At 66.6% G+C, this 25,901-nt stretch carries 23 protein-coding genes; 4 read left to right on the top strand and 19 right to left on the bottom strand.

Annotated features, from left to right (window positions below; translation table 11 throughout):
• Positions 1 to 453 carry an SsrA-binding protein SmpB gene (smpB, locus tag BKK81_RS09835; protein ID WP_071012475.1) on the top strand — a complete coding sequence of 151 codons (453 nt, stop codon included), beginning with the start codon at positions 1 to 3 and terminating at the stop codon, positions 451 to 453.
• 64 nt (positions 454 to 517) lie between these two features.
• On the opposite strand, the gene BKK81_RS09830 is transcribed toward smpB, so the two are convergent.
• From BKK81_RS09830 to ppsA, 3 genes are all read right to left on the bottom strand, one after another.
• Positions 518 to 1,450 carry an SPFH domain-containing protein gene (locus BKK81_RS09830; protein ID WP_071012473.1) on the bottom strand — a complete coding sequence of 311 codons (933 nt, stop codon included), beginning with the start codon at positions 1,448 to 1,450 and terminating at the stop codon, positions 518 to 520.
• A 116-nt stretch (positions 1,451 to 1,566) separates the two neighbouring features.
• Complete coding sequence (locus BKK81_RS09825; protein WP_071012471.1) at positions 1,567 to 2,025, bottom strand: NfeD family protein; 459 nt, start codon at positions 2,023 to 2,025, stop codon at positions 1,567 to 1,569.
• Between the two features lie 144 nt (positions 2,026 to 2,169).
• The gene (gene ppsA, locus BKK81_RS09820; RefSeq protein WP_071012469.1) at positions 2,170 to 4,554 is read right to left on the bottom strand and encodes a phosphoenolpyruvate synthase; all 2,385 of its coding nucleotides are present in this window, start codon (positions 4,552 to 4,554) and stop codon (positions 2,170 to 2,172) included.
• A 245-nt stretch (positions 4,555 to 4,799) separates the two neighbouring features.
• On the opposite strand from ppsA, the gene ppsR reads away from it, so the two are divergent.
• Positions 4,800 to 5,678, top strand: a complete 879-nt coding sequence (ppsR, locus tag BKK81_RS09815) for a posphoenolpyruvate synthetase regulatory kinase/phosphorylase PpsR (protein ID WP_071012468.1) — start codon at positions 4,800 to 4,802, stop codon at positions 5,676 to 5,678.
• 78 nt (positions 5,679 to 5,756) lie between these two features.
• Here ppsR and BKK81_RS09810 read toward each other — a convergent pair whose 3' ends face one another.
• The 16 genes from BKK81_RS09810 to rpsB form a co-directional block, all read right to left on the bottom strand.
• Positions 5,757 to 6,536 (bottom strand): TrmH family RNA methyltransferase, encoded by a 780-nt coding sequence (locus tag BKK81_RS09810; RefSeq protein ID WP_071012465.1) that lies wholly within the window; start codon positions 6,534 to 6,536, stop codon positions 5,757 to 5,759.
• 62 nt (positions 6,537 to 6,598) lie between these two features.
• Positions 6,599 to 7,255 (bottom strand): ribonuclease HII, encoded by a 657-nt coding sequence (rnhB, locus tag BKK81_RS09805; protein WP_418235895.1) that lies wholly within the window; start codon positions 7,253 to 7,255, stop codon positions 6,599 to 6,601.
• Complete coding sequence (gene lpxB, locus BKK81_RS09800; protein ID WP_071016289.1) at positions 7,252 to 8,412, bottom strand: lipid-A-disaccharide synthase; 1,161 nt, start codon at positions 8,410 to 8,412, stop codon at positions 7,252 to 7,254. Before lpxB ends, rnhB begins: the two co-directional genes overlap by 4 nt.
• A gap of 46 nt (positions 8,413 to 8,458) precedes the next feature.
• On the bottom strand, positions 8,459 to 9,262 hold the full coding sequence (gene lpxA, locus BKK81_RS09795; protein WP_071012461.1) for an acyl-ACP--UDP-N-acetylglucosamine O-acyltransferase: 804 nt from the start codon (positions 9,260 to 9,262) through the stop codon (positions 8,459 to 8,461).
• 79 nt (positions 9,263 to 9,341) lie between these two features.
• Positions 9,342 to 9,794, bottom strand: coding sequence for a 3-hydroxyacyl-ACP dehydratase FabZ (gene fabZ / locus BKK81_RS09790; protein WP_071012459.1), 453 nt, complete (start codon positions 9,792 to 9,794; stop codon positions 9,342 to 9,344).
• The gene (gene lpxD, locus BKK81_RS09785; protein ID WP_071012457.1) at positions 9,791 to 10,900 is read right to left on the bottom strand and encodes a UDP-3-O-(3-hydroxymyristoyl)glucosamine N-acyltransferase; all 1,110 of its coding nucleotides are present in this window, start codon (positions 10,898 to 10,900) and stop codon (positions 9,791 to 9,793) included. Before lpxD ends, fabZ begins: the two co-directional genes overlap by 4 nt.
• Before the next feature lie 41 nt (positions 10,901 to 10,941).
• Positions 10,942 to 11,487: an OmpH family outer membrane protein gene (locus BKK81_RS09780; RefSeq protein ID WP_071012456.1), complete on the bottom strand. Its 546-nt coding sequence runs from the start codon at positions 11,485 to 11,487 to the stop codon at positions 10,942 to 10,944.
• Positions 11,488 to 11,518: 31 nt separating this feature from the next.
• The gene (bamA, locus tag BKK81_RS09775; RefSeq protein WP_231907891.1) at positions 11,519 to 13,852 is read right to left on the bottom strand and encodes an outer membrane protein assembly factor BamA; all 2,334 of its coding nucleotides are present in this window, start codon (positions 13,850 to 13,852) and stop codon (positions 11,519 to 11,521) included.
• A gap of 89 nt (positions 13,853 to 13,941) precedes the next feature.
• A complete protein-coding gene (rseP, locus tag BKK81_RS09770) occupies positions 13,942 to 15,321 on the bottom strand; it encodes an RIP metalloprotease RseP (protein WP_071012452.1) in 1,380 nt (459 codons plus the stop codon).
• A 94-nt stretch (positions 15,322 to 15,415) separates the two neighbouring features.
• The gene (ispC, locus tag BKK81_RS09765) at positions 15,416 to 16,591 is read right to left on the bottom strand and encodes a 1-deoxy-D-xylulose-5-phosphate reductoisomerase (protein ID WP_071012451.1); all 1,176 of its coding nucleotides are present in this window, start codon (positions 16,589 to 16,591) and stop codon (positions 15,416 to 15,418) included.
• 12 nt (positions 16,592 to 16,603) lie between these two features.
• Entirely contained in the window at positions 16,604 to 17,425 is an 822-nt protein-coding gene (locus BKK81_RS09760) for a phosphatidate cytidylyltransferase (protein WP_071012449.1), read from the bottom strand.
• A gap of 58 nt (positions 17,426 to 17,483) precedes the next feature.
• Positions 17,484 to 18,257, bottom strand: coding sequence for an isoprenyl transferase (locus BKK81_RS09755; protein ID WP_071012448.1), 774 nt, complete (start codon positions 18,255 to 18,257; stop codon positions 17,484 to 17,486).
• A gap of 50 nt (positions 18,258 to 18,307) precedes the next feature.
• Positions 18,308 to 18,868 (bottom strand): ribosome recycling factor, encoded by a 561-nt coding sequence (gene frr, locus BKK81_RS09750; RefSeq protein WP_071012446.1) that lies wholly within the window; start codon positions 18,866 to 18,868, stop codon positions 18,308 to 18,310.
• Positions 18,869 to 18,973: 105 nt separating this feature from the next.
• Entirely contained in the window at positions 18,974 to 19,684 is a 711-nt protein-coding gene (pyrH, locus tag BKK81_RS09745) for a UMP kinase (protein WP_066735314.1), read from the bottom strand.
• Between the two features lie 281 nt (positions 19,685 to 19,965).
• Entirely contained in the window at positions 19,966 to 20,844 is an 879-nt protein-coding gene (gene tsf / locus BKK81_RS09740; protein ID WP_071012445.1) for a translation elongation factor Ts, read from the bottom strand.
• 301 nt (positions 20,845 to 21,145) lie between these two features.
• On the bottom strand, positions 21,146 to 21,889 hold the full coding sequence (gene rpsB, locus BKK81_RS09735; protein WP_071016287.1) for a 30S ribosomal protein S2: 744 nt from the start codon (positions 21,887 to 21,889) through the stop codon (positions 21,146 to 21,148).
• A 498-nt stretch (positions 21,890 to 22,387) separates the two neighbouring features.
• Here rpsB and map point away from each other — a divergent pair, with 498 nt between their 5' ends.
• Positions 22,388 to 23,206, top strand: a complete 819-nt coding sequence (gene map / locus BKK81_RS09730) for a type I methionyl aminopeptidase (protein ID WP_071012443.1) — start codon at positions 22,388 to 22,390, stop codon at positions 23,204 to 23,206.
• An 80-nt stretch (positions 23,207 to 23,286) separates the two neighbouring features.
• The gene (locus BKK81_RS09725) at positions 23,287 to 25,890 is read left to right on the top strand and encodes a [protein-PII] uridylyltransferase (protein ID WP_071012441.1); all 2,604 of its coding nucleotides are present in this window, start codon (positions 23,287 to 23,289) and stop codon (positions 25,888 to 25,890) included.
• Positions 25,891 to 25,901 lie beyond the last annotated feature (11 nt).

The following is a 25,901-nucleotide window of genomic DNA, read 5'->3' as shown; positions in this document are numbered from 1 at the left end:
ATGACCATCGCAGACAACAAGAAAGCCTTCTTTGACTACTTCATCGAGGAACGATACGAAGCCGGCATCGTGCTCGAAGGCTGGGAGGTCAAGGCGATCCGCGCGGGACGCGTGCAGATCAAGGAAGGCTATGTGGTCGTGCGCGATGCGGAGATGTTCCTGATCGGCGCCCACATCAGCCCGCTGCAGAGCGCCTCCACCCACGTCAATCCCGACCCGGTGCGCACGCGCAAGCTGCTGCTGAAAGCGGACGAGATCAAGAAGCTGATCGGCAAGGTCGAGCAGCGCGGCTACACGCTGGTGCCGCTGAACCTGCACTACACACGCGGCCGGGTCAAGTGCGAGATCGGCCTCGCCAAGGGCAAGAAGCTGTTCGACAAGCGCGAGACCGAGAAGAACCGCGACTGGCAGCGCGAGAAGGCGCGCCTGCTCAAGGGCGGCGGCAAGGAATAGGCCGCCGCAGGGGGCGTGCCCACACGCCTTCACGCCCCCCCCTCTTACGCACCCTCACGCATCCTCATGCGCCCTTCTGCTGCCCCTTCACGATCTGCAGCGCCGAGGCGATCATCCCGCTCATCTCGCCCAGGTTGCCCGGCACGATCAGGGTATTGCCCTGCTTGGCCAGGTTGCCGAAGGCGCCTACGTACTCCTCCGCCACCTTCAGGTTGACCGCCTCCATGCCGCCTTCGGTGCGGATCGCGCGGCCGATCTTCTCGATCGCCTGGGCGTTGGCTTCGGCCACCGCCAGGATGGCCGCGGCCTCGCCCTGCGCCTTGTTGATGGCTGCCTGCCGCTCGCCTTCGGACTTCTGGATGGCGGCCTCGCGCGCGCCTGCGGCCAGGTTGATCTGTTCCTGCCGCTTGCCTTCCGAGGCCGCGATCAGGGCGCGCTTCTCGCGCTCGGCGGTGATCTGCGCCTGCATGGCATGCAGGATCTCCTTGGGCGGCGTCAGGTCCTTGATCTCGTAGCGCAGCACCTTGACGCCCCAGTTGGAGGCCGCCTCGTCGAGCGCGTTGACCACGCTGTGGTTGATGAACTCGCGTTCCTCGAAGGTCTTGTCCAGCTCCAGCTTGCCGATCACCGAGCGCAGCGTGGTCTGCGACAGCTGGGTGATGGCGACCACGAAGTTGCTGGAGCCGTAGGAGGCCTTCATCGGATCGGTGACCTGGAAGTACAGCACCCCGTCGACCTGCAGCTGGGTGTTGTCCTTGGTGATGCAGACCTGGCTGGGCACGTCCAGCGGGATTTCCTTCAGCACATGCTTGTAGGCCACGCGGTCGATGAACGGTACCACGATGGACAGGCCCGGCGTCAGCGTAGCGTGGTAGCGCCCGAGCCGTTCCAGCACCCAGGCATGCTGCTGCGGCACGATCTTGATCGCCTGCGCGATCAGCACGACGGCGATGATGAGGATGATCAGGGGCAGCAGGCCGAGCTGGAAATCGAGCATGAATTCACTCCGTACGTAGTGAGGGGCTGCGATACCGCATCGCAGCAACGTGGGAAACACGGATGAGACGGATTCGGGCCGGGGGCGCCCGGCCCGTTCTGGCCCTGTGGCTGCGGCTAGGCCGCTGCACCTGCGGATCCGCCTGATGCAGCAGCCGGCACCACCACCAGCGTGGTGCCGTCCACCTCGATGATGCGGAAGCGTCCCGGCACGGCCGCGTGGCCGGGCGCCAGGCGGACCGACCAGTCCGCGCCCCGGTAGGGCGCGCGCGACAGGCCATAGCGGTCCCAGGCGGCCACGTCGAGTTCCTGGCCGATGTCGAGGTTGGCATTGGGATCGCTGCCCGGGGTGCGCCGCTTGGGCCGCCCGAAACGGGTGCGCCGCAGCACGGCGATGCCGGCGACCGCCACCACCGCACTGAGCACCGCCTGTGCGCCGGGCTCGAGGCCGGCCAGTCCGCCGAGCCCGCCCACCAGCAGGCCGATCGCGACCATCAGCAGGTAGAAGGTCCCGCTGGCCAGCTCGGCGATCACCAGCAGGCCGGCAGCCACGAACCACGCGTACTCGCTCGTCATCGCGTCCCCTCTTCGCGCAAGAAAAAACCCCCGCCGCGCCGTGGGCGCCTGCGGGGGCCATATCACACCTGACGCAGGGCCGGTGCGTGCCGGCGCGCGAGGCGCCGGCAACTGTCCAACGATTCTATTGTGACGCGAAATGCCTCAGGATGCCAGCTGTTGCCAGGTATCGACCACCGAGTCCGGGTTCAGCGAGATCGACTTGATGCCTTCCTTGGCCAGCCAGGCAGCGAAGTCGGGGTGGTCGGAAGGACCCTGGCCGCAGATGCCGACGTACTTGTCCAGGCGCAGCGCGGTCGAGATGGCGCGCGACAGCATGAAGCGCACGGCCGGATCACGCTCGTCGAAGTCCTTGGCCAGCAGCTCCATGCCGGAGTCGCGGTCCAGGCCCAGGGTGAGCTGGGTCAGGTCGTTCGAACCGATCGAGAAGCCGTCGAAGAACTGCAGGAATTCCTCGGCCAGGATGGCGTTCGACGGCACTTCGCACATCATGATGATGCGCAGGCCGTTCTCGCCGCGCTTCAGGCCATGCTTGGCCAGCAGCTCGATGACCTTCTCGGCCTGGCCCAGCGTACGCACGAAGGGCACCATGATCTCGACGTTGGTCAGGCCCATTTCGTCGCGCACGCGCTTCATGGCCTTGCATTCCATCTCGAACGCTTCGGCGAAATCTTCGGCGATGTAGCGCGAGGCGCCACGGAAACCCAGCATCGGGTTTTCCTCGTCCGGCTCGTAGCGCGAGCCACCGATCAGCTTCTTGTACTCGTTGGACTTGAAGTCCGACAGGCGCACGATCACGGGCTTCGGATAGAAGGCCGCGCCGATGGTGGCGATGCCTTCGGCCAGCTTGTCGACGTAGAAGGCGCGCGGGCTGGCGTGGCCCCGGGCCACGCTTTCCACTGCCTTCTTCAGATCGGCGTCGACCTGCGGGTAGTCGAGGATGGCCTTCGGGTGCACGCCGATGTTGTTGTTGATGATGAACTCGAGGCGGGCCAGGCCCACGCCGTTGTTCGGGATCTGGCTGAAGTCGAAGGCCAGCTGCGGGTTGCCGACGTTCATCATGATCTTGACGTCGATCGCCGGCATCTCGCCGCGCTGGACCTCGGTCACTTCGGTCTCGAGCAGGCCGTCGTAGATGCGGCCTTCGTCGCCTTCGGCGCAGGACACGGTCACCAGCGTGCCGTCCTTCAGCAAGTCGGTGGCGTCACCGCAACCGACCACGGCCGGCACGCCCAGCTCGCGCGCGATGATGGCCGCGTGGCAGGTACGGCCGCCGCGGTTGGTCACGATGGCGGCGGCACGCTTCATCACCGGCTCCCAGTTCGGGTCGGTCATGTCGGCCACCAGCACGTCGCCGGGCTGCACGCGTTCCATCTCGGACGGATCGTTGATGACACGCACCGGACCGGTACCGATCTTCTGGCCGATGGCGCGGCCGCTGGTCAGCACCGGGGCGGTACCCTTGAGCTTGAAGCGCTGCTCCACCTTGCCGGCGGCCTGGCTCTTCACCGTCTCGGGGCGGGCCTGCAGGATGTAGATCTTGCCGTCCTTGCCGTCCTTGCCCCACTCGATGTCCATCGGGCGGCCGTAGTGCTTCTCGATGATCAGCGCGTACTGGGCCAGCTCGGCGACGTCGGCGTCGGTGATCGAGTAGCGGTTGCGCAGCTCGATGGGCACGTCCACGGTCTTCACGCGGCCGGCTTCGCCGGGCGCGGTGAACTCCATCTTGATCAGCTTGGAGCCGATCGAGCGGCGGATGATCGGGTACTTGCCCTCGCGCAGCGTGGGCTTGAACACGTAGAACTCGTCCGGGTTCACGGCGCCCTGCACCACCGTCTCGCCCAGGCCGTAGCTGGAGGTGATGAAGACCACGTCCTGGAAGCCCGATTCCGTGTCGATGGTGAACATCACACCCGAGGAGGCCAGGTCCGAGCGCACCATGCGCTGCACACCGGCCGACAGCGCCACCACGTCGTGGGCGAAGCCCTTGTGCACGCGGTAGGAGATGGCGCGGTCGTTGTACAGCGAGGCGAACACGTGCTTGATCTTGTCGAGCACGTCGTCGATACCGCTGACGTTCAGGTAGGACTCCTGCTGGCCGGCGAACGAAGCGTCGGGCAGGTCCTCGGCGGTGGCCGACGAACGCACGGCGAAGGAGGCTTCAGCACCTTCGCGTGCCGACACGCGGGCGTAGTGCTCGCGGATCTCCTGCTCGAGGCGGGGCTGGAACGGGGCCGAGGCGACCCATTCGCGGATCTGCGCGCCGGCCTCGGCGAGCGCCTTGACGTCGTCGACGTCCAGCGTCTTGAGACGCTCGGAGATGCGCTCGGTCAGGTTGTTGTGGGCGAGGAAATCGCGGAAGGCCAGCGCCGTGGTGGCAAAGCCACCGGGCACGCGCACGCCGGCTTCCGCCAGCTGGGAGATCATCTCGCCCAGCGACGAATTCTTGCCGCCGACGATTTCCACGTCAGCCATGCGCAACTGTTCGAACGGCAGCACGTAGGCGCCGTCTTTAGCCTGGTTGGTCATAAAAGCCTCAAAACAAAGTAAGAAACCTGTTGCGCGTTCGGCATATTCTTAGTGTTCTGCTCCCGAACAGATCGCTTGGCTAAGCCACCCCACCGCAGCCCTTGCTGCAGCGCACATTGCGCACAATCCACCGCGTAACCATTGCAACGACTGGGATTGTGGAATTGCTTAGCGAAAAGATCGCCGCTATTCTACCGTGCCGCACCGCACTTTCGCGGAAGCCGTACTCAAAATATTGTTCAGATATGACCGAGCCTGAAGTGCCGCAAGCGACCTCGCCCGCCGAGCCTACCAACGGGCGTCCCGCCGTCCGCACCGTCTTCATCGTATCCGATGGCACCGGGATTACCGCGGAGACTTTCAGCCACTCGATCCTGGCCCAGTTCGAGATGCGCTTCCGCAAGGTGCGCATGCCCTTTGTCGACACGCCCGACAAGGCGCATATCGCCGTCGGCAAGATCAACGAGGCCTTCTATGCCGAGGGCGCCCCGCCGATCGTCTTCACCACGCTGGTCAATCCCGAGTCGAACAAGGCACTGCGCCGCGCCAAGGCCATGATCCTGGACATGTTCCAGACCTTCATCGAGCCGCTGGAGAAGGAACTCGGCATCAAGTCGACCCATGCGATCGGCCGCTTCCACCAGAATGCCGACACCGAGGCCTACAAGAACCGCATCGAGGCCATCAACTTCTCGCTGGCACACGATGACGGCCAGTCGCACAAGAACCTGGCCGAGGCCGACGTGATCCTGGTCGGCGTGTCGCGCAGCGGCAAGACTCCGACCAGCCTCTACCTCGCCATGCAGTACGGCCTGAAGGCAGCCAACTATCCACTGATCCCCGACGACTTCGAGCGCGGCCGCATGCCGTCGGCGCTCTATCCGTTCAAGGGCAAGATCTTCGGTCTCTCCATCGATCCGCAGCGCCTGACCGAGATCCGCAACGAGCGGCGTCCGGGCAGCAAGTATGCCGCGCTGGAGAACTGCCGCTATGAGGTCAATGAAGCCGAATCGATGATGCGTCGCGAAGGCATCAAATGGCTGTCCTCGACGCACAAATCGATCGAGGAGATCGCCACCACCATCCTGCAGGAAATCAAGGTGGAGCGGGACAACGGTTATTGAAAGGCCGTTGAACTGCTATTGAACTGCTATTGAGTGGCGCCGCCGGACCCGGCATCCGCACTGGCCCGGCGGCGCGCCTCACCCGCGCCGCTGCCTGACTGCCTCGAACAGGCACACCGCCGTCGCCGCCCCGACATTGAGCGACTCCAGCCCGCCCGGTTGCGGAATCCCCACCTTGCGCGTCACGGCCGCCATCCATGCCGGCCCCACCCCCGCCCCTTCGTTGCCCACCACCCAGGCCACCGGCCCGCGCAGATCCACGTCGTAAAGCTCGGCGTCGGCATGCGAGGAGGTCGCCAGCAGCGGCACGGCCAGCCGCGGCAGCAGCAGTTCCGGCGTGCAGTGTTCGACGATATTCAGGTGGAAATTGGCCCCCATGGCAGCCCGCAGGGTCTTGGCCGACCATGCCAGGGCGCAGCCGGTGGCGAGAAAGGCATGGGGAATGCCCGCCGCCGCCGCGCTGCGCAGGATCGAGCCCACATTGCCGGCATCCTGCACACCATCGAGGATGATGCAGTCGGTGTCCACGCGCGCAGGCAATTTGCCCTGCGGCGTATCGATCACCAGCATCAGGTCGATCCCGTTGGCCACGGTGGCGATCTGCGCGAACAGCGCGTCCGCCAGCACCACCACCCGATCATCCGGCACGCGGCGCAGCAAAGGCACGACCTCGGCATGGTCGAAGTGGCGCTCGGACACCACGCACTGGAGCGGCGTGCCCTGCGCGTCCAGATAGGCCTGCGCCAGATGGACGCCGTCGAGCAGCGCCTGCCCGGCCTTGCGCAACTGGTGGGTGGAGGTGGTCAGCGCCTTGAGGTGCTTGAAGAGCGCGTTGTCGCGCGAGGTGAGATGCTTCACGGCGGAATCTCCGGAGTTCGGCGGGCCGGGCACGGCAGGCGCTCGGCCCGCCCGGCCATCCATCAGGCGGCGCCGGCGCCGGCTTCGAGCGCCTTGCGCACGGGTGCGAAGGAACGGCGGTGGTGCGCGGTCGCGCCATGGCGCGCCAGGGCCGCCAGGTGCTGCGGCGTCGGGTAACCGGCGTGGACGTCGAACCCATACTGCGGGAATTCCGCGTGCAGGGCCAGCAGTTCGCGGTCGCGCGCCACCTTGGCCAGGATGGAGGCCGCCGAAATGGCCTGGACCTTGGCATCGCCCTTGACCACGGCCTCCACCGGGAACGGCACCTGCGGGCAGCGGTTGCCGTCGACCTGGACCAGGTCCGGCGTGACGCCGCCGGCCGCCAGGCCCTGCACCGCGCGCTGCATGGCCAGCATGGTGGCGTGCAGGATGTTGAGCCGGTCGATCTCCTCGACGCTGGCCTGCGCGATATGCCAGCCCAGCGCACGCTCGCGGATGAGATCGAACAAGGCCTCGCGCCGACGCGCCGTCAGCACCTTGGAGTCGGCCAGCCCTTCGATCGGCCGGGCCGCGTCGAGCACCACCGCGGCGGCGTAGACCGGACCGGCCAGCGGACCGCGGCCCGCCTCATCGACACCGCACAGCAGGCCCGCAGGGGCCTGCCAGCCCAGCTCCAGCTGTGGCGCCGCCGCAGCCCTGGTCTTGCGGGTCACCATCAGAGCTGCCCCCGCTCGTGCATCAGCCGGACCACGACCTCGCTGGCGAGTCCGGCGGTGTTGCGCTGCAGCGAATGGTGCATCTGGGTGAAATGCTCACGCAGGAAGGCGGTGTTGCTCTCGTCGTTCAGCTGCAGCAGCGTCTCGCGCGCCAGCGCCTCGGGCGTGGCATCGTCCTGCAGCAGTTCCGGCACGACGAAGCGACCGGATAAGATATTGGGCAGGCCGACGTAGGGCAGATAGCCCTGGCGCTTCATGATCTGCGCGGTCAGCCAGGGCACCTTGTAGGAAATCACCATAGGCTTCTTGTACAGCGCTGCCTCCAGCGTGGCGGTACCGCTGGCGAGCAGCACCACGTCGGCCGCTTCCATCGCCAGGTGCGACTGCCCGTCGACGACGGTCAGGGCCAGGTCCGGATACTGCCGATGCAGTTCCTCGACGATGGCGCGCAGCGGCGCGCTCGCCGCCGGCAGCACGAAGACCAGGTCCGGCTCCATCGCCTGCATCCGCGCCATCGCCGCGAAGAAGGTGGCGCCCAGGTTACGCACCTCGGAGCGCCGGCTGCCCGGCAGTACGGCAACCACGCGGCGTCCTTCAGGCAGGCCGAGCCGGGCGCGCGCGCCCGCGACATCGGGCACCATCGGGATCACATCGGCGAGCGGATGCCCCACGTAGGTGGCGGGAATGCCGGCGCGCGCATAGATCTCGGGCTCGAAGGGAAAGAGGCACAGGATATGGTCGACCGCCCGTGCGATGGTGCGGATCCGCCCCCCGCGCCAGGCCCAGATCGACGGGCTGACGAAATGGACGACCGGGATGCCTGCGCGCCGCAGCGGCACTTCCAGGCCGAAATTGAAATCGGGCGCATCGACGCCGATGAAGCACAGCGGCGGCTGGGCGAGCATCTTGTCGCGCACCGCGCGGCGCGTCGCCAGGATCTCGCGCAGCGAGCCCAGTACTTCCACGTAGCCGTTGACCGAGAGGGTTTCCATCGGCCAGTCGGAGCGGAAACCCTCCGCCATCATACGCTTGCCGCCGATGCCCGCGTAGTCGACCGTGTCCCCGAGCCGGGACTTCAGCCCGGCCAGCAACTGGGCGGCGAGCAGATCGCCCGACGCCTCGCCCGCCACCATGCCAATGGTGCCCCGCTTGCCGGGCATCTGCCCGGCGTCCTGCCTTGCGCCGACGGCCGTCACCCCGGCCGCCTCAGCGCACGATGCCGCGCTGCGTGGCGGCGATGAAGGCAAGGAAGGTGTGCAGCGGCTGCGACGTGCCGGCATCGGTCTGGGCGGCGAGATCGGCAATCTCCACGCGAGCCTGGTCGAAACTCAGGTCCGACTTGTAGAGCAGCTTGTAGGCCTGGCGCAGCGCCGCGATCTGCGCGGCATCGAAGCCGCGCCGGCGCAGTCCTTCAACGTTGACGCCGTGCGGCGCCGCCTTGTTGCCGTTCTTGTCGCTGGCCGCGATCACGTAGGGCGGCACGTCCTGCACCAGCGCCGAGGCTCCGCCCAGCATGGCATGCTCGCCGATGCGCACGAACTGGTGCACGCCGCTCATGCCGCCGATGATGGCCCAGTCGCCAACCTGCACGTGGCCGGCGATCTGCGCATTGCTGGAGAACACCGTATGGTTGCCGACGCGGCAGTCGTGCGCGATGTGCACGTAGGCCATGATCCAGTTGTCGTTGCCGATGCTGGTCAGGCCCTGGTCCTGCACGGTCCCCGTATGGATGGTGGTGAACTCGCGGATGGTGTTGCGGTCGCCGATCTCCAGGCGCGTCGGCTCGTCGCGGTACTTCATGTCCTGCGGCGCGCCGCCGACGGAAGCATACGGCCCGATACGGTTGTCGGCGCCCACGGTGGTGTGACCGTCGACGGTGGTATGGGCTCCGATGCGGGTGCCGCGCCCGACGCGTACGTTGGGGCCGACGATGGAGAACGGCCCGACGCTCACGTCGTCCGCCAGTTCGGCCTTCGGATCGACCAGTGCGGTGGGGTGGATTTGCGTCATGCGTCCTGTCCTATGGTCTGATAAAGCGCATTCATGCAGGGTCCGCCGGCGCTACAGAGCGCGGCGGCACCCCTGCCCATCAGGCCTCGGCCTGCTTGACGGTACACATCAGTTCGGCCTCGCACGCGACCTTCTCGTCGACGGTGGCAAAAGCCTTGAACTTCCAGATACCGCGGATGTAGCGCTCGACGGTCACGTTCAGGTGGAGCTGGTCGCCCGGATAGACGACCTGCTTGAAGCGAGCGCCGTCGATGCCGACGAAGTAGTACAGCGCGCCTTCCTTGCGTTCGAGTTCCGCGCCGAACGTCAGCAGGCCGGCCGACTGCGCCAGCGCCTCGAGGATGAGCACGCCGGGCATCACCGGCTGCTCGGGGAAATGCCCCATGAAGTAGGGCTCGTTGATGGTGACGTTCTTCAGCGTCTTGATGCGCTTGCCCGGCTCGAACTCGAGTACCCGGTCCACCAGCAGGATGGGATAGCGATGCGGCAGCAGCTTGAGGATCTTGCGGATGTCGATGTCGGCTGCGGTCATGATGATTTCCCTTCGATTTCTTGGGTGTTGCGGTTTCCGGCGCCCTCGCCGCGCAAGCGCTTCTCGATCTGCATGACGCGCTCACGCAGCTTGGAGAGCCCGCGCACGATGGCGGCGTTCTTTTCCCATTCGCCGTGCGGCAGGAAGGGGAAGACGCTGGTGTAGTGCCCGCCGGGTTTCGTAATGGATTTGGTGATGGAGGTGCCGCCCGATACCGTGGTGCGATCGGCGATATTCAGGTGTCCGGCGAAATTGGCCGAGCCGCCGATCACGCAGAAGCGGCCCACGTGCGTGCTGCCGGCAATGGCGGCGCAGCCCGCGATCACGGTATGGGCGCCGACACGCACGTTGTGCGCGATCTGCACCTGGTTGTCCAGCTTGCAGCCGTCCTCGATCACGGTGTCCGCCATGGCACCGCGATCGATGGCGGTATTGGCGCCGACCTCGACGTCATTGCCCAGCACCGCCCTGCCCGTCTGCGGGATCTTGACGTACTCCACGCCAGCGGGGCCGATGTCCGGCGCGAAACCGAAGCCGTCCGCACCGATCACCACGCCGCTGTGCAGGATGCAGCGGGCACCCACCACGCAGCGGTGGTAGATCGATACATTGGCGTAGACCAGCGTGTCGTCGCCCACCTGCGCACCGGCACCGACGAAGCTGTTGGCCAGGATGCGCACGCGCTCGCCCAGCCTGGCCCCGCTCTCGATCACCACATTCGGGCCGATGAAACAGGACGCCGGCACCACCGCATCCGCTGCCACGCTGGCGCGCGCGTCGATACCGGTACGCAGGTCGGCATTGGCCTCGCGGTCGAAGCGCTGCGCGATGCGGGCGAACACGACGTAAGGGTTGCGCGCCACGATCCAGTGGCGGCCCTCGGCGTGGCCCTCGGCGCGCAGGCGCTCCAGGTCGGCCGGCGACACGATCACCGCCGCGGCGGTGCTGGAGGCCGCCTGCGCGAGGTAAAGCGGATTGGAAAGGAAGGAGAGCTGGTCCGGCCCCGCCTGGTCGAGCGGCGCGAGGCCGCGCACGGCGAGGTCGGGATCACCCACAACCTGCGCGCCGTTTTCGGTGGCGAGCTGACCCAGTGTGGGCGTCTTCATGGCAGTACTTCCAGGAGGGAAAAACAGCAGGCGCGAGCGCCTTACTTACCGGCCGGGGCCGTGGCGGCACCGCCTGCGTTCAGGGCCTTCATCACGTCGTCGGTGATGTCGATGCGCGGGTTGACGTAGACCGCTTCCTGCACGATCAGGTCGTACTTGCGCTGCTCGGCCAGCTGGCGGATCACGCGGTTGGCGCGCTCCAGCACCTGGGCCAGCTCTTCGTTGCGGCGCTGGTTCAGGTCCTCGCGGAACTCGCGCTGCTTGCGCTGGAACTCACGGTCGAGATCGGCCACCTCGCGCTGACGGCGCTGACGGTCGGTATCGGCCAGCACGGCCGTGTCCTTGTCGAGCTTGTCGGCCATGGTCTTGATCTTCTGGGCCATGTCCTGCAACTCGCGGTCACGCTTGGAGAACTCCTGCTCCAGCTTGACCTGCGCCTGCTTGGCAGGCTGCGAATCACGCAGGATGCGCTCGGAGTTCACGGCGGCGATGCGCGCCTCCTGGGCGAAGGCGGGTGCTGCGGCGACGGCAGCGGCGGCCAGTGCCAGCGCGCCCAGGGATTTGATCAATGGGGAAGTGGTTTTCATATAACTGTATCCCTTCTTCAGAATGCCGTACTCAGAATGCCGTACCCATCTGGAATTGGAAGCGTTGGGTCCTGTCTTCCGGTGCCAGGCGCAGCGGGAAGCCCATGCTGATCTTCAGCGGGCCGATCGGCGACAGCCAAGACATGCCGAAGCCGGTCGAGTACTTGAGCTGGCCGAAGTTCAGCGGCGCGCCTTCCTGGTAGACGTTGCCGAAGTCGAAGAACGTGAACAGGCGCAGCGTGCGATCCACGCCCGAACCGGGCAGCGGGAAGATGAATTCGGCGTTGCCGATCATCTTGGAGGCGCCGCCCACCGGGTTGCCGTTCTGGTCCTTCGGACCCAGCGTGCTGGTCTGGTAGCCGCGCACCGAGCCGATACCGCCGGCGTAGAAGTACTTGAACACCGGGAACGGCGTGTTGCCGTAGCCGTGGCCGTAGGCGACCTCGCCGTTCAACGCCAGCGTGAACGACTTCGAGATCGGGTAGAAGTACTGCTGCTGCACGCTGGCGCGGTAGTACTGCGTATCGCCGCCCGGCAGGCCGACTTCCAGGTTGGCCTGGGTGTAGGGGCCCTTGGTCGGTACCAGCGCGCTGTCACGGCGGTCGCGCGCCCAGCCGATGGTGAACGGGATATTGTTGATCGGATCGCCGCTACCCTTGCCGATCTTGTTCAGCCAGGTCACGTACTGGCTGGGCGTATTGACATCGGTGTAGACCTGGGTTCGCTCGAAGCCCACCCCGAAGAACACCGTGTCGACCTCGGAGAACGGCACGCCGAACTTGAAGCTGCCACCCATGGTGACGATCTTGTAGTCCGAGTCACCGGTGTAGTACAGCGGCCGTGCGGTACGGTAGTAGACGTCGGTCGTGCGGCTGATGCCATCCACCGTGAAGTACGGGTCGTACTGCGTCAGCGAGATCGTGCGGAAGGACTTGGCGGTGTTCATGTCCAGGCCCAGGCTGGTGCCCGAACCGAACACGTTGTCCTGCCGCAGGCCGGCCTGCAGCACCAGCTTGTCGGTCGACGAGAAGCCCAGGCCGAGGCTGATCTGGCCGGTCGGCTTCTCGGTCACGTTGACGTTGACGTCGACCTGGTCGGGCGCGCCCGGCACGTCCTCGGTGGTGATGTTGGTGTCGGTGAAATAGCCGGTGCGGTTGATGCGGGCCTGCGATTGCGTCAGCTTCTCGCTGTCGAACCACGAGCTCTCCATCTGGCGCATCTCGCGGCGCACCACCTCGTCACGCGTCTTGCTGTTGCCGATCACGTTGACGCGGCGCACATAGACGCGGCGGCCCGGATCGACCATCAGGGTCAGCGCCACCTCGCGCTTCTCGCGATCGATCTGAGGCTGCGGATTGATGGTGGTGAAGGCGTAGCCGTAGGTACCCAGCAGGTCGGTGATGGCCTTGGTGCTCTGCGTCAGCTTCTCCGACGAGAAGACTTCACCCTTGTGAAGCTTCAGCAGCTTCTCCATCTCGTCCTGCTTGCCCAGCATCTCGCCGGCCAGGCGGATGTCCGACACCTTGTACTGCTCGCCTTCCTTGATGTTCAGCGTCAGGAAGATGTCCTTCTTGTCCGGCGTGATCGACACCTGGGTCGACTCGATGGCGAACTCCAGGTAGCCGCGGTTCAGGTAGAACGAGCGCAGCGCCTCCAGGTCGGCCGTCAGCTTCTGCTTCGAATAGAGGTCGTTCTTGGTGTACCAGGACAGCCAGTTCGGCGTCGACAGCTGCATCTCGTCGCGCAGCGTGCTTTCCTTGAAGGCCTTGTTGCCGACGATATTGATCTGGCGGATCTTGGCCACCGGACCTTCGTCGACGTTGAACACCACCGACACGCGGTTGCGATCGACCGGCGTCACCGTGGTCTGCACGTCGGCGGCATAGTAGCCGCGCGAGACGTACTGGCGCTTCAGTTCCTGCTCGGCCTTGTCGATCAGCGCCTTGTCGTAGTAGCGCGCTTCGGCCACGCCCACGGCGCGCAGCGAGCGGCGCAGGGTGTCCTTGTCGAATTCCTTGATGCCGACGAACTCGAGCTGGGAAATGGCCGGTCGCTCCTCGACGCGGACCACCAGCACGCCTTCCTCGGATCGGATCTGCACGTCCTTGAAGAAGCCGGTATTGTAGAGCGCGCGGATCGCGTCGGCGCCCTTCTCGTCGGTGAAGGTCTCGCCGACCCGGACCGGCAGGTAGCCGAACACGGTGCCCGGCTCGACCCGCTGCAGCCCTTCGACACGGATGTCCTTGACGACAAAGGGCTCCGCGGCCCAACCCGCTGGCGTCCAGGCGGCAATCATGGCGCTAGCCAGAACGCTCAGCGAGATGCGCTTATGTCTGATCAATCTTGATCCCCTCTTTGGTTCCATGCAGGATTGGACTCCGATGCCCCCGGGCTGCGCCTGGGCATCGGCATGCCTGACATCGTCGGCGACGGCTGCGCCGCCCGCCTCTTGTTCTAGCCGCGCCCGAACAGCAGCCGGCTGACGTCATTGAACAGGGCGAGCGATGTCAGGAGCAGAATGCAGGCGATGCCGACCCTCTGTAGCATTGCCTGCCAATGGTCTGGTACTGGCCTGCCGGTCAAAAATTCCACGCAATAATACAGCAAATGACCCCCATCCAGTACCGGAATAGGTAACAAATTCAACACACCGAGGCTGACGCTGACCAGCGCCAGAAAGCCCACGAAGGGCTGCCAGCCCAGGCTCGCGGCACGCCCTGCGTAGTCCGCCACGGTCAGAGGCCCGCTCAGGTTCTGCAGCGAGGCCTGGCCGACCAGCATCTTGGCCAGCAGCTTCAGCGACAGCGTGCTGGTCGACCAGACCTGGCCGGCGGCGCGCAGCAGCGCCTGGTCCGGCCGGTAGCGTACCGTCTCCATTTCCACCGCCTGGCTGAGGGCAGCGCCGAGCTTGCCGGAAGCCGCCGCACTGCCGGTGGCCGGCGCCGTGTCGAGGGTCACCGCGACTTCCTGCCGCTGCCCGTCACGCACGATGCCCAGCGTCACCGCCTGGCCAGGCCGCGCGCGTACCGCGCGGATCAGCTCGCCGGCCTGGGTCAGCGCCTGCCCCTGCAGGGCAACCACCTGGTCGCCGGCGCGCAGGCCGGCGCGCCGGGCCGCGGAATCCGGCAGCACCTCGCTGATGGTGATCGGACCGCCCTGCAGGGCGAGGCCGAGCAAGGCCAGCGGATCCTGTTCAGGGTCGCGTCCGGTATCGGGCAGCTTCGGCAGCACCGCGTCCCGCTCCGCGCCGTCGGTGCCGCGCACGCGCAGCACCGCGCGCGCGCCGCCGAAGCCCTCGGCGAACACCGCCATGCGCAGGTCGCCCCAGGAACGCACCGCTTCCGTGCTGCCGTTCGCGCTCAGCGACAGCACGCGGTCGCCGGCGCGCAGGCCGGCCTGGGCGGCCACGCTGCCGGGCGCCGGTGCGGCCAGCAGCGGCGCCGCCTCGCGCATGCCACCGGCGAACAACAGGAAATACAGCAGGATGGCCAGCAGGAAATTGGCGATCGGCCCGGCCGCCACGATGACGAAGCGCTTGCCGACCGGCTGGCGGTTGAAAGCGCGCGGCAGCTCGGCGGGATCGACGGTCGCCGCCTCGCCCGGCTCCAGCTCGCGCTCGTCGAGCATCTTGACGTAGCCGCCCAGCGGGATTGCCGCCAGTGTCCACTCGGTGCGGTCGCGCCCCTTGGAAACCCGGCGCAGCAGCGGCCGGCCGAAGCCGATCGAAAAACGCAGCACCTTGACCCCGCAGGCACGGGCGGCGAGGTAATGCCCCATCTCGTGCACGAAGATCAGCACGCACAGGGCGACAAGGAAAGCGATCAGGGTCTGCATGGGCTGCGGCTCGTCACAGGGTTGCGCTTGGCGGGCACCGCCGGCACGGCGTCGTCATCGCTATTGTGGCAGAAGCCAGCTGCGCACCCGCGCATCAGGCGGGCTGCGCGCCCAGCAGCTTGTGCGCCTGGCGGCGCGCGCCGGCGTCGGCCGCCAGCACACCCTCCAGCGAGGCGGCGTCGCCCTCGGCCGGAAGCTCCAGCACGCGCGCCACAACATGGGCGATGTCCGTGAAACGGATCGCGCCCTGCAGGAACGCCTCGACGGCCACCTCGTTGGCGGCGTTCAGCACCGCCGGCGCCACGCCTTCCGCGCGCAGGGCGTCGAAGGCCAGCGCCAGACAGGGAAAGCGCTCGAAATCAGGGTGCTCGAACACCAGGCTGCCCGCCTTGACTAGGTCGAGCGGTGCCACCCCGGAATCGATCCGCTCCGGGTAGGCCAGGCCATAGGCGATCGGCGTACGCATATCGGGGTTGCCGAGCTGGGCCAGCACCGAGCCGTCCGTATAGGCCACCATCGAATGCACGATGCTCTGCGGATGAATCAGCACCTCGATCCGGTCGGCGGGAGCGCCGAACAGCCAGTGCGCCTCGATCACCTCCAGCCCCTTGTTCATCATGGTGGCCGAGTCGACGGAGATCTTGCGGCCCATCGACCAGTTCGGATGGGCGCAGGCCTGGTCCGGCGTGACATCGTGCAGGGTATGCGGATCGCGCGTGCGGAAGGGCCCGCCCGAGGCGGTCAGCAGCACCCTGGACACGCCGCCCTGGCAGCGCGGATCGTCGGCGGGCAGGCACTGGAAGATGGCGTTGTGCTCGCTGTCGATCGGCAGCAGGGTCGCGCGGTGCTCGCGCACCGCGTCCATGAAGATCGCGCCGGACATCACCAGCGCCTCCTTGTTGGCCAGCAGCACGCGCTTGCCGGCGCGCGCCGCCGCCAGCGACGGCCGCAGCCCGGCCGCACCGACGATGGCCGCCATCACGGCATCGGTCGGGCCGTCGGCAGCGATCGATTCCAGCGCCGACTCGCCCCACTCCACCACGGTCTTCAGGCCGGCTGCGCGCAGCCGGCCCTCCAGTTCGCGCGCGGCCTCGGCCGAGCCCATCACGGCGCGCTCGGGGCGGAATTCCAGGCACTGGGCCGCCAGCTTGTCCACCTGGCGGTGCGCAGACAGGGCATGGACCGAATAGCGGCCGGGGTGGCGCCTGACCACGTCCAGCGTGCTCTCGCCGATCGAGCCGGTGGCTCCGAGAATGGTAACGCGATGCATATCAGCTTGAACTTAGAAAAAGGTCGCCAGCAGCGCGGCCAGCGGGAAGACGGGCAGGAGGGCGTCGATGCGATCGAGCACGCCACCGTGGCCCGGCAGCAGCGCGCTGCTGTCCTTCATGCCGACCTGGCGCTTGAGCAGCGATTCGAACAGGTCGCCGATCACGCTGGCTGCGACCAGCAGCGTCACCAGCAGCGCCACCGGCAGCAGGCCCATGGCATCGGCACCGCGCGAGAACCAGGTCGGCGCCAGCACGTGGCTGGCAGCCAGCCACAGAGAGATCAGCGAGGCCAGCAGCCAGCCACCCAGCGCGCCTTCCCAGGATTTGCCGGGACTGATGGTCGGCGCCAGCTTGCGGCGGCCGACGGCCTTGCCGACGAAATAGGCACCGATGTCGGCGGCCCACACCAGCACCGCCACGGACAGCAGCACGCCGATGCCCGCCTGGCGCAGCACCATGGTGGCATGACCGAACGCGGGCAGCATCACCAGGCCCAGCAACGCGCCGAGCGCGGTGAAGCCCGGCGTGGCACGCCGCACGCCGCGCGCCAGCAGCACCAGCGCGATGCCCCAGCACACCACCGCCGCCTGCAGCAGGCGTACCAGCAGTGCCGGATCCGACAGCGCCTGCCAGCCGAGCAACGCCAGCAGGCAGGCGGCGCCGTACCCCCAGGCCCAGGCGCCGGGCAAGCCGATCAGCCGGCCGAATTCCCAGCCGCCGAGCAGCACGATCACGGCCACCAGGCCGGCCAGCGCGACCGGCGGCGCCAGGAACAGGATGGGCAGGAGCACCAGCAGCAGGCACAGCGCGGTGATAACACGGGTGATGAGCATGTACCGCGGGTTCCCGAAGAGCGGTTGCAGTGCGATGCGCGGCGGCGGTCCCCGGCCCTCAGGCCGTGCCGGACAGACCCGAAGGTGCCACCACCTGCGCACTGGTACGCCCGAAGCGGCGCTCGCGCTGGCGGTACGAGGCAAAGGCCTTGTCCAGTTCCGCGGCGTCGAAGTCGGGCCAGAAGACGTCGGTGAAATACAGCTCGGAATAGGCGAGCTGCCAGAGCAGGAAGTTACTGATGCGCTGCTCGCCGCCGGTACGGATGAACAAGTCCGGCTCCGGCGCGTAGGCCATCGCCAGGTGGGGCGTCAGCTCCCCCTCTTCGATCTTATCCACGTCGAGCATCGGCGATCGCGCCAGCATCTTGCGCATGGCCTGCAGCAGGTCCCAGCGGCCGCCGTAGTTGGCGGCGATGGTCACGGTCAGGCCGGTGTTGCCCGCCGTGCGCGCCTCGGCATCGCGGATCAACTGCTGGATACGCGCGCTGAAGCGGCTCAGGTCGCCCACCACCTTCAACCGGATGTTGTTGGCGTGCATCTTGACCACCTCGCGGCGCAAGGCGGACATGAACAGCCGCATCAGGAACGAGACCTCCTCGACCGGACGGCGCCAGTTCTCGGAGCTGAAGGCGAACAGCGTCAGGTACTGGACGCCACGCGCGGCGCTCGCCTCCACCACGGCCCGGACGGCTTCCAGGCCGCGCGTGTGGCCGGCGATACGCGGCAGATGCCGCTGGGTCGCCCAGCGGCCGTTGCCATCCATGATGATGGCGACATGCCGGGGCACGTAGCTGGTATCGGGTACGCCTAGCGTGGAACTGATGTGCTGCATGGTGTAGGACGATCGTCCGCGGTGCCGGCGGCGGGCCGCCGGCCGCCCGCTCAGACCGTCATGATCTCCTTGTCCTTTTCCGCGACCATCTTGTCGATTTCCGCCACGTATTTGTCGGTCAGCTTCTGCACCTCGTCCTGGCCGCGGCGCTCGTCGTCCTCGGAAATGGTCTTGTCCTTGACCAGCTTCTTGAACTGCTCGTTGGCATCGCGGCGCAGGTTGCGCACCGCCACCTTGGCGCTCTCGCCCTCGGACTTGACCACCTTGGTCAGTTCCTTGCGGCGTTCTTCCGTCAGCGCAGGCATCGGCACGCGGATCACGTCGCCCATGGTCGAGGGGTTCAGGCCCAGGTCCGAGTCACGGATGGCCTTCTCGACGGCGCCGACCATCTTCTTTTCCCACGGCTGCACCGAAATCGTGCGCGCGTCGGCCAGGCCGACGTTGGCCACCTGGTTGACCGGCACCATGGAGCCGTAGTAATCGACCTGGATGTGGTCGAGCAGACCGGTATGCGCGCGACCGGTGCGGATCTTGGCCAGGTCGGCCTTGAATGCCTCGATCGATTTCTGCATCTTCTGCTCGACGCTCTTCTTGATGTCGGCGACGCTCATCATTACCTCCAAATGCCAATCGTGGCCCCGCACGGCGGGGCCGAAAATGAACCATTCTACTCTTTGCCGGCGCGGGCGCCACTGCGGCGGCCCGCCGGCCGTTTACTACACATGCACCAGCGTACCTTCGTCCTCGCCCAGGATGACGCGCTTGAGCGCACCCGGCTTGACGATGGAGAACACCTTGATCGGCAGCTTCTGGTCGCGGCACAGCGCGAAGGCGGTGGCGTCCATCACCTGCAGGTTGCGCGAGATGGCCTCGTCGAAGGTGATCGTGGTGTAGCGCGTGGCGCTCGGGTCCTTCTTCGGGTCGGCGGTATAGACGCCGTCCACCTTGGTCGCTTTCAGCACGATCTCCGCGCCGATCTCGGAACCGCGCAGCGCGGCTGCGGTGTCGGTGGTGAAGAAGGGATTGCCGGTGCCCGCGGCGAAGATCACCACCTTGCCCTCCTCGAGCTGGCGGATGGCACGCGGGCGGATATAGGGCTCGACCACCTGGTCCATGCGCAGCGCGGACTGCACGCGGCCTTCGATGTTGGCGTGGCGCATGGCATCCTGCAGGGCCAGGGCATTCATCATGGTCGCCAGCATACCCATGTAGTCGGCCGTCGCGCGGTCCATGCCGGCGGCACCGCCAGCCACGCCGCGGAAGATATTGCCGCCGCCGATGACCACCGCCACCTGCACGCCGAGTTTCACGATCTCGGCGATATCGTTGACCATGCCTTCGATGGTGGCACGGTTGATGCCAAAGGCATCGTCGCCCATCAGGGCCTCACCGGACAGTTTCAAAAGGACGCGCTTATAGGCTGGCATGTTCACCCTCGGGCTGGTTCGGAACGCTGGTTCGAACGGATGTTTGAAAGCGCGCGGCGCGGATCGGCGCGCCGCCGCGCAGGAAAGACTGGTTTTCGCCGTCGTCTGCTCCGTGCGCGGTGGTACCGCGAGCGCAGGCGACGGCGGAAGCCGTCTGTCGCAGTCCGGAGACGCATGCGCCTGCCAGACCACATTTGTGCAGAAGGGCACCTTGCGGCGCCCCTCTCGGCATTATACGGGGCCGCCCTGCCTCGCTTCCGAGACAGGTGACCCGTCCGGCATCAGGCCTTCTGCGCCGCGGCTACCTGGGCAGCCACTTCCGCAGCGAAGTCGTCCTGCTTCTTCTCGATGCCCTCGCCCACCACGTAAAGGGTGAAGCCCTTGACGCTGGTGTTGGCAGCCTTGAGCATCTGCTCGACGGTCTGCTTGTCGTTCTTCACGAACGGCTGGTTCAGCAGCGAGACTTCCTTCAGGTACTTCTGCACCGAGCCTTCCACCATCTTGGCGGCGATCTCGGCGGGCTTGCCCGATTCGGCTGCCTTCTGCTCGGCGATGCTGCGCTCCTTGGCGATCAGCTCGGCCGGCACGTCGGCCGACGACAGCGACACCGGCTTCATCGCGGCCACGTGCATCGCCACGTCCTTGGCGGCAGCTTCGTCACCGTCGAATTCCACCATCACGCCGATGCGCGTGCCGTGCAGGTACGACACCAGCTTGCCACCGTCGGCGTAGCGCACGAAGCGGCGGATGGCCAGGTTCTCGCCGATCTTGCCGATCAGGGCGGTACGGGTTGCCTCGACGCTCACGCCGTCGATTTCCAGGGCCGACAGGGCAGCCACGTCGGCCGGGCTCTGCGTGGCCACCAGCTCGGCGACCTTGGCCGAGAATGCCAGGAAGTCGTCGTTCTTCGATACGAAATCGGTCTCGCAGTTCAGCTCGACCAGGGCACCGACGGTGCCGTCGATGAAGGAGGCGACCACGCCTTCGGCCGTGACGCGCGACGCAGCCTTGCTGGCCTTGTTGCCCAGCTTCACGCGCAGCAGCTCTTCGGCCTTTTCCATGTTGCCTTCGGCCTCGGTCAGGGCCTTCTTGCATTCCATCATCGGCGCGTCGGTCTTCGCGCGCAGTTCAGCCACCATGCTTGCGGTAATTGCCGCCATTTGTCACTCCTTGATTGGTTCTCGCCGGACAGGCACTTCGAACTGGCCACGTCCGGTCCGGATGCATGCATTTCATCCGCATCGGATCTTGCACGAGGCGGATGACAACAATTCAAAAAAAGGGGGCGCCAATGTGCCCCCTTTCCTGTCGCCTTGTCTCAGGGCGCACCCTGGCGCTCCGGCCGCCGGCCCATCCTGCCTTGCCCGGCCTGCCTGGTGCGCCAGCCTTGCGGCCGGCAGCAAACGATCGTCATTGCCCGCCGCAGCGCGGCACCACCAGGGGCCGCGCGGCGAAAGGGCTTCAGCCTTCCTGGACCTCGACGAACTCGTCGCCTTCGCGCACGGCTTCGACCACTTCCTGCACCGCGTTGGCGCGGCCTTCCAGGATGGCGTCAGCCACGCCGCGCACGTACAGCGCGACAGCCTTGCTCGAGTCGTCGTTGCCCGGGATCACATAGTCGATGCCTTCCGGCGAGTGGTTCGTATCGACCACGCCGATCACGGGGATGCCCAGCTTGTTGGCTTCGGTGACGGCAATCTTGTGGTAGCCGACGTCGACCACGAAGATGGCGTCGGGGATGCCGTTCATGTCCTTGATGCCGCCGATGGACTTTTCCAGCTTTTCCATCTCGCGCTCGAACATCAGCGCTTCCTTCTTGCTCATGGTTTCCAGCGCGCCGGCTTCCTTGGCGGCTTCCATGTCCTTCAGGCGCTTGATCGAGATCTTGACCGTCTTGAAGTTGGTCATCATGCCGCCGAGCCAGCGGGCGTCGACGTACGGCATACCGGCGCGGCCGGCTTCCTCAGCCAGGATCTCGCGCGACTGGCGCTTGGTACCCACGAAAAGGACGGTGCCGCGGTTCGCTGCCAGTTGACGCACGTACTTCAGCGCGTCCTGGAACATCGGCAGGGTCTTTTCGAGGTTGATAATGTGGATCTTGTTGCGATGACCGAAGATGAAGGGGGCCATCTTCGGGTTCCAGAAGCGGGTCTGGTGGCCAAAGTGGCAACCGGCTTCCAGCATTTCACGCATCGTGACGGACATGGGATTCTCCATAAGGGTTGGGTCTGAAGCCCGCCCAGACATTCCTCAACAGGAACACCCCGGAAGGACGGGCTCGCGATTTACTTACCAATGAACTGCCTGCCCCGGCAGCGGACGACGCACAGCGGAAAGCGGCGCAGGAGCTGGAACCGAGATCAGGACAGCCAACGATTGTAGCAACAATGGCGCCCGCGCTCAAGTGCAAGCACGGGCCCAGAAGAGGGGTTCGGCAGTCCGGCACGCCGGCACAAGGCCGGCACAAATGCCGGATGCGGGCAGGAAAAGAGATTTACACGCAACACAGACCGAGCTGCGCAGCCGGTACATGGCCAACGCACGGCCGGCAGGCCGGGACGCGCCACGAATCGCGCCAGATCCTGCATTCCGGGCTGCGGTCCACCGCCGAAGGTGCGATAATTCGCATTTACGAATCGACTGACTGCACGACCCGGGGCAACGCCACGGCCGTCGCTTTCGTCACCTTCTTCCCGCCGCAGCATGAGCATCCATCTGAAAACGGCCGAAGACATCGCCCACATGCGGGTGGCCTGCCGCCTCGCATCCGAAGTCCTCGACTACATCACCCCCTTCGTCAAGCCGGGCGTCACCACCGGCGAACTGGATCGGCTCTGCCATGCCTATATGCGTGACGTGCAGGGCACGGTGCCGGCGCCGCTGAATTATGCGCCGCCCGGCTACCCGCCCTTCCCCGCGGCGATCTGCACCTCGGTCAACGACGTGATCTGCCACGGCATCCCGGGCGACCGCGTGCTCAAGAGCGGCGACGCGGTCAACCTCGACATCACCGTCATCACCAAGGAAGGCTACTACGGCGACACCAGCCGCATGTTCATCGCCGGCGAGGGCTCGATCCTGGCCAAGCGACTGGCCCAGGTCACCTTCGAGTGCATGTGGAAGGGCATCGCCCAGGTGCGCCCGGGCGCGCGGCTGGGCGACATCGGCCACGCCATCCAGGTCCACGCCGAAGGCGCCGGCTACAGCGTGGTGCGCGAGTACTGCGGCCACGGCATCGGCAAGAACTTCCACGAGGATCCGCAGGTCCTGCACTACGGCCGCCCCGGCACCGGCATGGAAATCCAGGCCGGCATGATCTTCACGGTGGAGCCCATGATCAACGCCGGCAAGCGCGACATCCGCACCATGCCGGACCACTGGACCGTCAAGACGCGCGACCGCAGCCTGTCGGCGCAGTGGGAGCACACGGTGCTGGTCACGGAGACCGGCTTCGACGTGCTGACGGTCTCCGCCGGCACGCAAGCGCCGCCGGCCTTCGTCACCGAGTCCCTCGCGGTCTGACCACTGCAACGGGCGCCGGATCGGCGCCCTTCTTACATCCACCGCCCGCCGCCGTGTCCGCCCATCCTCTCCCCACTCCGATGTCCGCCTCGTCCGAAGCGCAGCTCGGCGCGCGCATCCGCGACCAGCTGAAGGCCGACAAGCAGGCGTTGTTCGATGCCTTCGCCGCGGGCGGCCAGGTCGGCACACTGCTGTCGCAGCTGCGCCGCGCGGTCGACATTGCCCTGGTCACGGCCTGGCGCGAACTGTCGCTGCCCGAGGATGCCGCGCTGGTGGCGGTCGGCGGCTACGGGCGCGGCGAGCTGTTCCCGCACTCCGACGTGGACGTGCTGCTGCTGCTGTCGCGCGAGCCCGATGCCGATACCATCGAGCGGCTCGAACGCTTCATCGGGCTGTGCTGGGACCTCGGCCTCGAGATCGGCTCCTCCGTGCGCACGGTGGAGGACTGCCTGCGCGAAGCGCGCCAGGACATCACCATCCAGACCTCGTTGCTGGAGGCGCGGCTGCTGACCGGGGACCGCCAGCTGTTCACGGTCTTGCGCGAGCACTACCTGGCCGAGCTCGATCCGGCGGCCTTCTTCCAGGCCAAGCTGCTGGAGATGCGCCAGCGCCACGCCAAGTACCAGGACACGCCGTACTCGCTCGAGCCCAACTGCAAGGAAAGCCCGGGCGGCCTGCGCGACCTGCAGGTGATCCTGTGGATGACCAAGGCGGCGGGGCTGGGAGACAGCTGGAAGGAACTGTTCCAGAAGGGTCTGCTGACGCAGCGCGAAGCCCAGGAGCTGTCGCACAACGAGCGCCTGCTCAAGACTATCCGCGCGCGCCTGCACCTGGTCGCAGGCCGTCGCCAGGACGTGCTGGTGTTCGACCTGCAGACGGCCCTGGGCGAAGCCTTCGGCTACCGCCAGAACGCCAACAAGCGCGCCAGCGAGCAGCTGATGCGCCGCTACTACTGGGCGGCCAAGGCCGTCACCCAGCTCAACAGCGTGCTGCTGCTCAACATCGAGGCCCTGCTCTTCCCCAGCGAATCGAAGGTGACGCGCGTGTTCAACGAGCGCTTCGAGGAGCGCCAGGGCATGCTCGAGATCACCAGCGACGATCTCTACGAGCGTGAGCCGCGCGCCATCCTCGAGACCTTCCTGCTGTACGAGCGCACGCCCGGCATCAAAGGGCTGTCGCCGCGCACGCTGCGCGGCCTCTACAACGCCCGCACCGTGATGGACGCGCGCTGGCGCAACGATCCGGAGAACCGCCGGCAGTTCCTCGCCATCGTGCAGGAGCCGCAGGGCATCACCCACGCGCTGCGCCTGATGAACCAGACCAGCGTGCTGGGCCGCTACCTGATCAATTTCCGCCGCATCGTCGGCCAGATGCAGCACGACCTGTTCCACGTCTACACCGTGGACCAGCACATCCTGATGGTGGTGCGCAATATGCGCCGCTTCGCCATCGTCGAGCACACGCACGAGTTCCCCTTCTGCAGCCAGCTGATGGCGAGCTTCGACCGCCCCTGGGTGCTTTGGGTGGCGGCGCTGTTCCACGATATCGCCAAGGGCCGCGGCGGCGACCATTCCTCGCTGGGCGCGGTCGACGCGCGCCGCTTCTGCAAGCAGCACGGCATCGCGCGCGAAGATGCCGACCTGATCGCCTGGCTGGTCGAGCACCACCTGACCATGAGCCATGTGGCGCAGAAGCAGGACCTGACCGACCCGGACGTGGTGCATGCCTTCGCCCGCACGGTGGGCAGCGAGCGCTACCTGACCGCGCTCTACCTGCTCACCGTGGCCGATATCCGCGGCACCAGCCCCAAGGTCTGGAACGCCTGGAAGGGCAAGCTGCTGGAAGACCTGTACCGCATCACGCTGCGCGTGCTGGGCGGCGCCCGCGTCGACCCGCATTCGCTGTGGTCGCAACGCAAGGAAGAGACCATCGCGCAACTGCGCCTGATGGCCTTCGATCCCGACCTCGGCAAGCCGCTGTGGGCCCAGCTCGACGTCGCCTTCTTCCTGCGCCATGATTCGCGCGATATCGCCTGGCTGACGCGCCACCTGTACAACCGCGTCGACAGCGATACGCCGGTGGTCAAGGCCCGCATCTCGCCGGCCGGCGAAGGCCTGCAGGTGGCGGTCTACGTCAAGGACCAGCCGGATCTGTTCGCGCGCATCTGCGGCTATTTCGAGCGCAAGGCCTTCTCCATCCAGGACGCCAAGATCCACACCACGCGCCACGGCTATGCGCTGGACACCTTCCAGGTGATCGATCCGCGCATCTCCGGCGCGGCGGCCGGCCAGCACACCGGCAGCCAGGGCTACCGCGACATCATCACGCTGGTCGAGCACGAACTGGCGGAACGCCTGCACACCCAGGCTGCGCTGCCGGAACCCACCCAGGGCCGGCTGTCGCGCCAGTCGCGCAGCTTCCCGATCAAGCCGCGCGTCGACCTGCGCCCGGACGAGCGCGGCCAGTACTACCTGCTGGCGCTGTCGGCCAACGACCGTACCGGCCTGCTCTACGCCATCACGCGCGTGCTGGCGCGGCACCGCGTTTCGGTCCATACCGCCCGCATCAATACCCTCGGCGAACGCGTCGAGGATATGTTCCTCGTCGACGGCAGCCGTCTCGCCGCCGACAACAAATTGCAGTTACAGCTTGAACAGGACCTGCTGGACGCGCTCGCCATCTGAGCGCGGCCCGC

The sequence above is a fragment of the Cupriavidus sp. USMAHM13 genome, from assembly GCF_001854285.1.
GTDB lineage: Bacteria > Pseudomonadota > Gammaproteobacteria > Burkholderiales > Burkholderiaceae > Cupriavidus > Cupriavidus malaysiensis.
Note: the sequence above shows the minus strand (reverse complement) of the source record. Positions and strands in the feature narration are given on the sequence as shown.

What these genes read in the sequence shown, in the direction of transcription:
- lpxB (WP_071016289.1), bottom strand. Translation starts at nt 8,412, where the DNA reads ATGCCCGGCAAGCGGGGCACCATTGGCATGGTGGCGGGCGAGGCGTCG.
- BKK81_RS09780 (WP_071012456.1), bottom strand. Translation starts at nt 11,487, where the DNA reads ATGAAAACCACTTCCCCATTGATCAAATCCCTGGGCGCGCTGGCACTG.
- ppsA (WP_071012469.1), bottom strand. Translation starts at nt 4,554, where the DNA reads ATGACCAACCAGGCTAAAGACGGCGCCTACGTGCTGCCGTTCGAACAG.
- BKK81_RS09755 (WP_071012448.1), bottom strand. Translation starts at nt 18,257, where the DNA reads ATGCAGCACATCAGTTCCACGCTAGGCGTACCCGATACCAGCTACGTG.
- frr (WP_071012446.1), bottom strand. Translation starts at nt 18,868, where the DNA reads ATGAGCGTCGCCGACATCAAGAAGAGCGTCGAGCAGAAGATGCAGAAA.
- rpsB (WP_071016287.1), bottom strand. Translation starts at nt 21,889, where the DNA reads ATGTCCGTCACGATGCGTGAAATGCTGGAAGCCGGTTGCCACTTTGGC.
- ppsR (WP_071012468.1), top strand. Translation starts at nt 4,800, where the DNA reads ATGACCGAGCCTGAAGTGCCGCAAGCGACCTCGCCCGCCGAGCCTACC.
- map (WP_071012443.1), top strand. Translation starts at nt 22,388, where the DNA reads ATGAGCATCCATCTGAAAACGGCCGAAGACATCGCCCACATGCGGGTG.
- fabZ (WP_071012459.1), bottom strand. Translation starts at nt 9,794, where the DNA reads ATGACCGCAGCCGACATCGACATCCGCAAGATCCTCAAGCTGCTGCCG.
- ispC (WP_071012451.1), bottom strand. Translation starts at nt 16,591, where the DNA reads ATGCATCGCGTTACCATTCTCGGAGCCACCGGCTCGATCGGCGAGAGC.
- bamA (WP_231907891.1), bottom strand. Translation starts at nt 13,852, where the DNA reads ATGGAACCAAAGAGGGGATCAAGATTGATCAGACATAAGCGCATCTCG.
- BKK81_RS09760 (WP_071012449.1), bottom strand. Translation starts at nt 17,425, where the DNA reads ATGCTCATCACCCGTGTTATCACCGCGCTGTGCCTGCTGCTGGTGCTC.
- lpxD (WP_071012457.1), bottom strand. Translation starts at nt 10,900, where the DNA reads ATGAAGACGCCCACACTGGGTCAGCTCGCCACCGAAAACGGCGCGCAG.
- smpB (WP_071012475.1), top strand. Translation starts at nt 1, where the DNA reads ATGACCATCGCAGACAACAAGAAAGCCTTCTTTGACTACTTCATCGAG.
- lpxA (WP_071012461.1), bottom strand. Translation starts at nt 9,262, where the DNA reads ATGACGCAAATCCACCCCACCGCACTGGTCGATCCGAAGGCCGAACTG.
- BKK81_RS09725 (WP_071012441.1), top strand. Translation starts at nt 23,287, where the DNA reads ATGTCCGCCTCGTCCGAAGCGCAGCTCGGCGCGCGCATCCGCGACCAG.
- pyrH (WP_066735314.1), bottom strand. Translation starts at nt 19,684, where the DNA reads ATGCCAGCCTATAAGCGCGTCCTTTTGAAACTGTCCGGTGAGGCCCTG.
- BKK81_RS09825 (WP_071012471.1), bottom strand. Translation starts at nt 2,025, where the DNA reads ATGACGAGCGAGTACGCGTGGTTCGTGGCTGCCGGCCTGCTGGTGATC.
- rseP (WP_071012452.1), bottom strand. Translation starts at nt 15,321, where the DNA reads ATGCAGACCCTGATCGCTTTCCTTGTCGCCCTGTGCGTGCTGATCTTC.
- tsf (WP_071012445.1), bottom strand. Translation starts at nt 20,844, where the DNA reads ATGGCGGCAATTACCGCAAGCATGGTGGCTGAACTGCGCGCGAAGACC.
- BKK81_RS09830 (WP_071012473.1), bottom strand. Translation starts at nt 1,450, where the DNA reads ATGCTCGATTTCCAGCTCGGCCTGCTGCCCCTGATCATCCTCATCATC.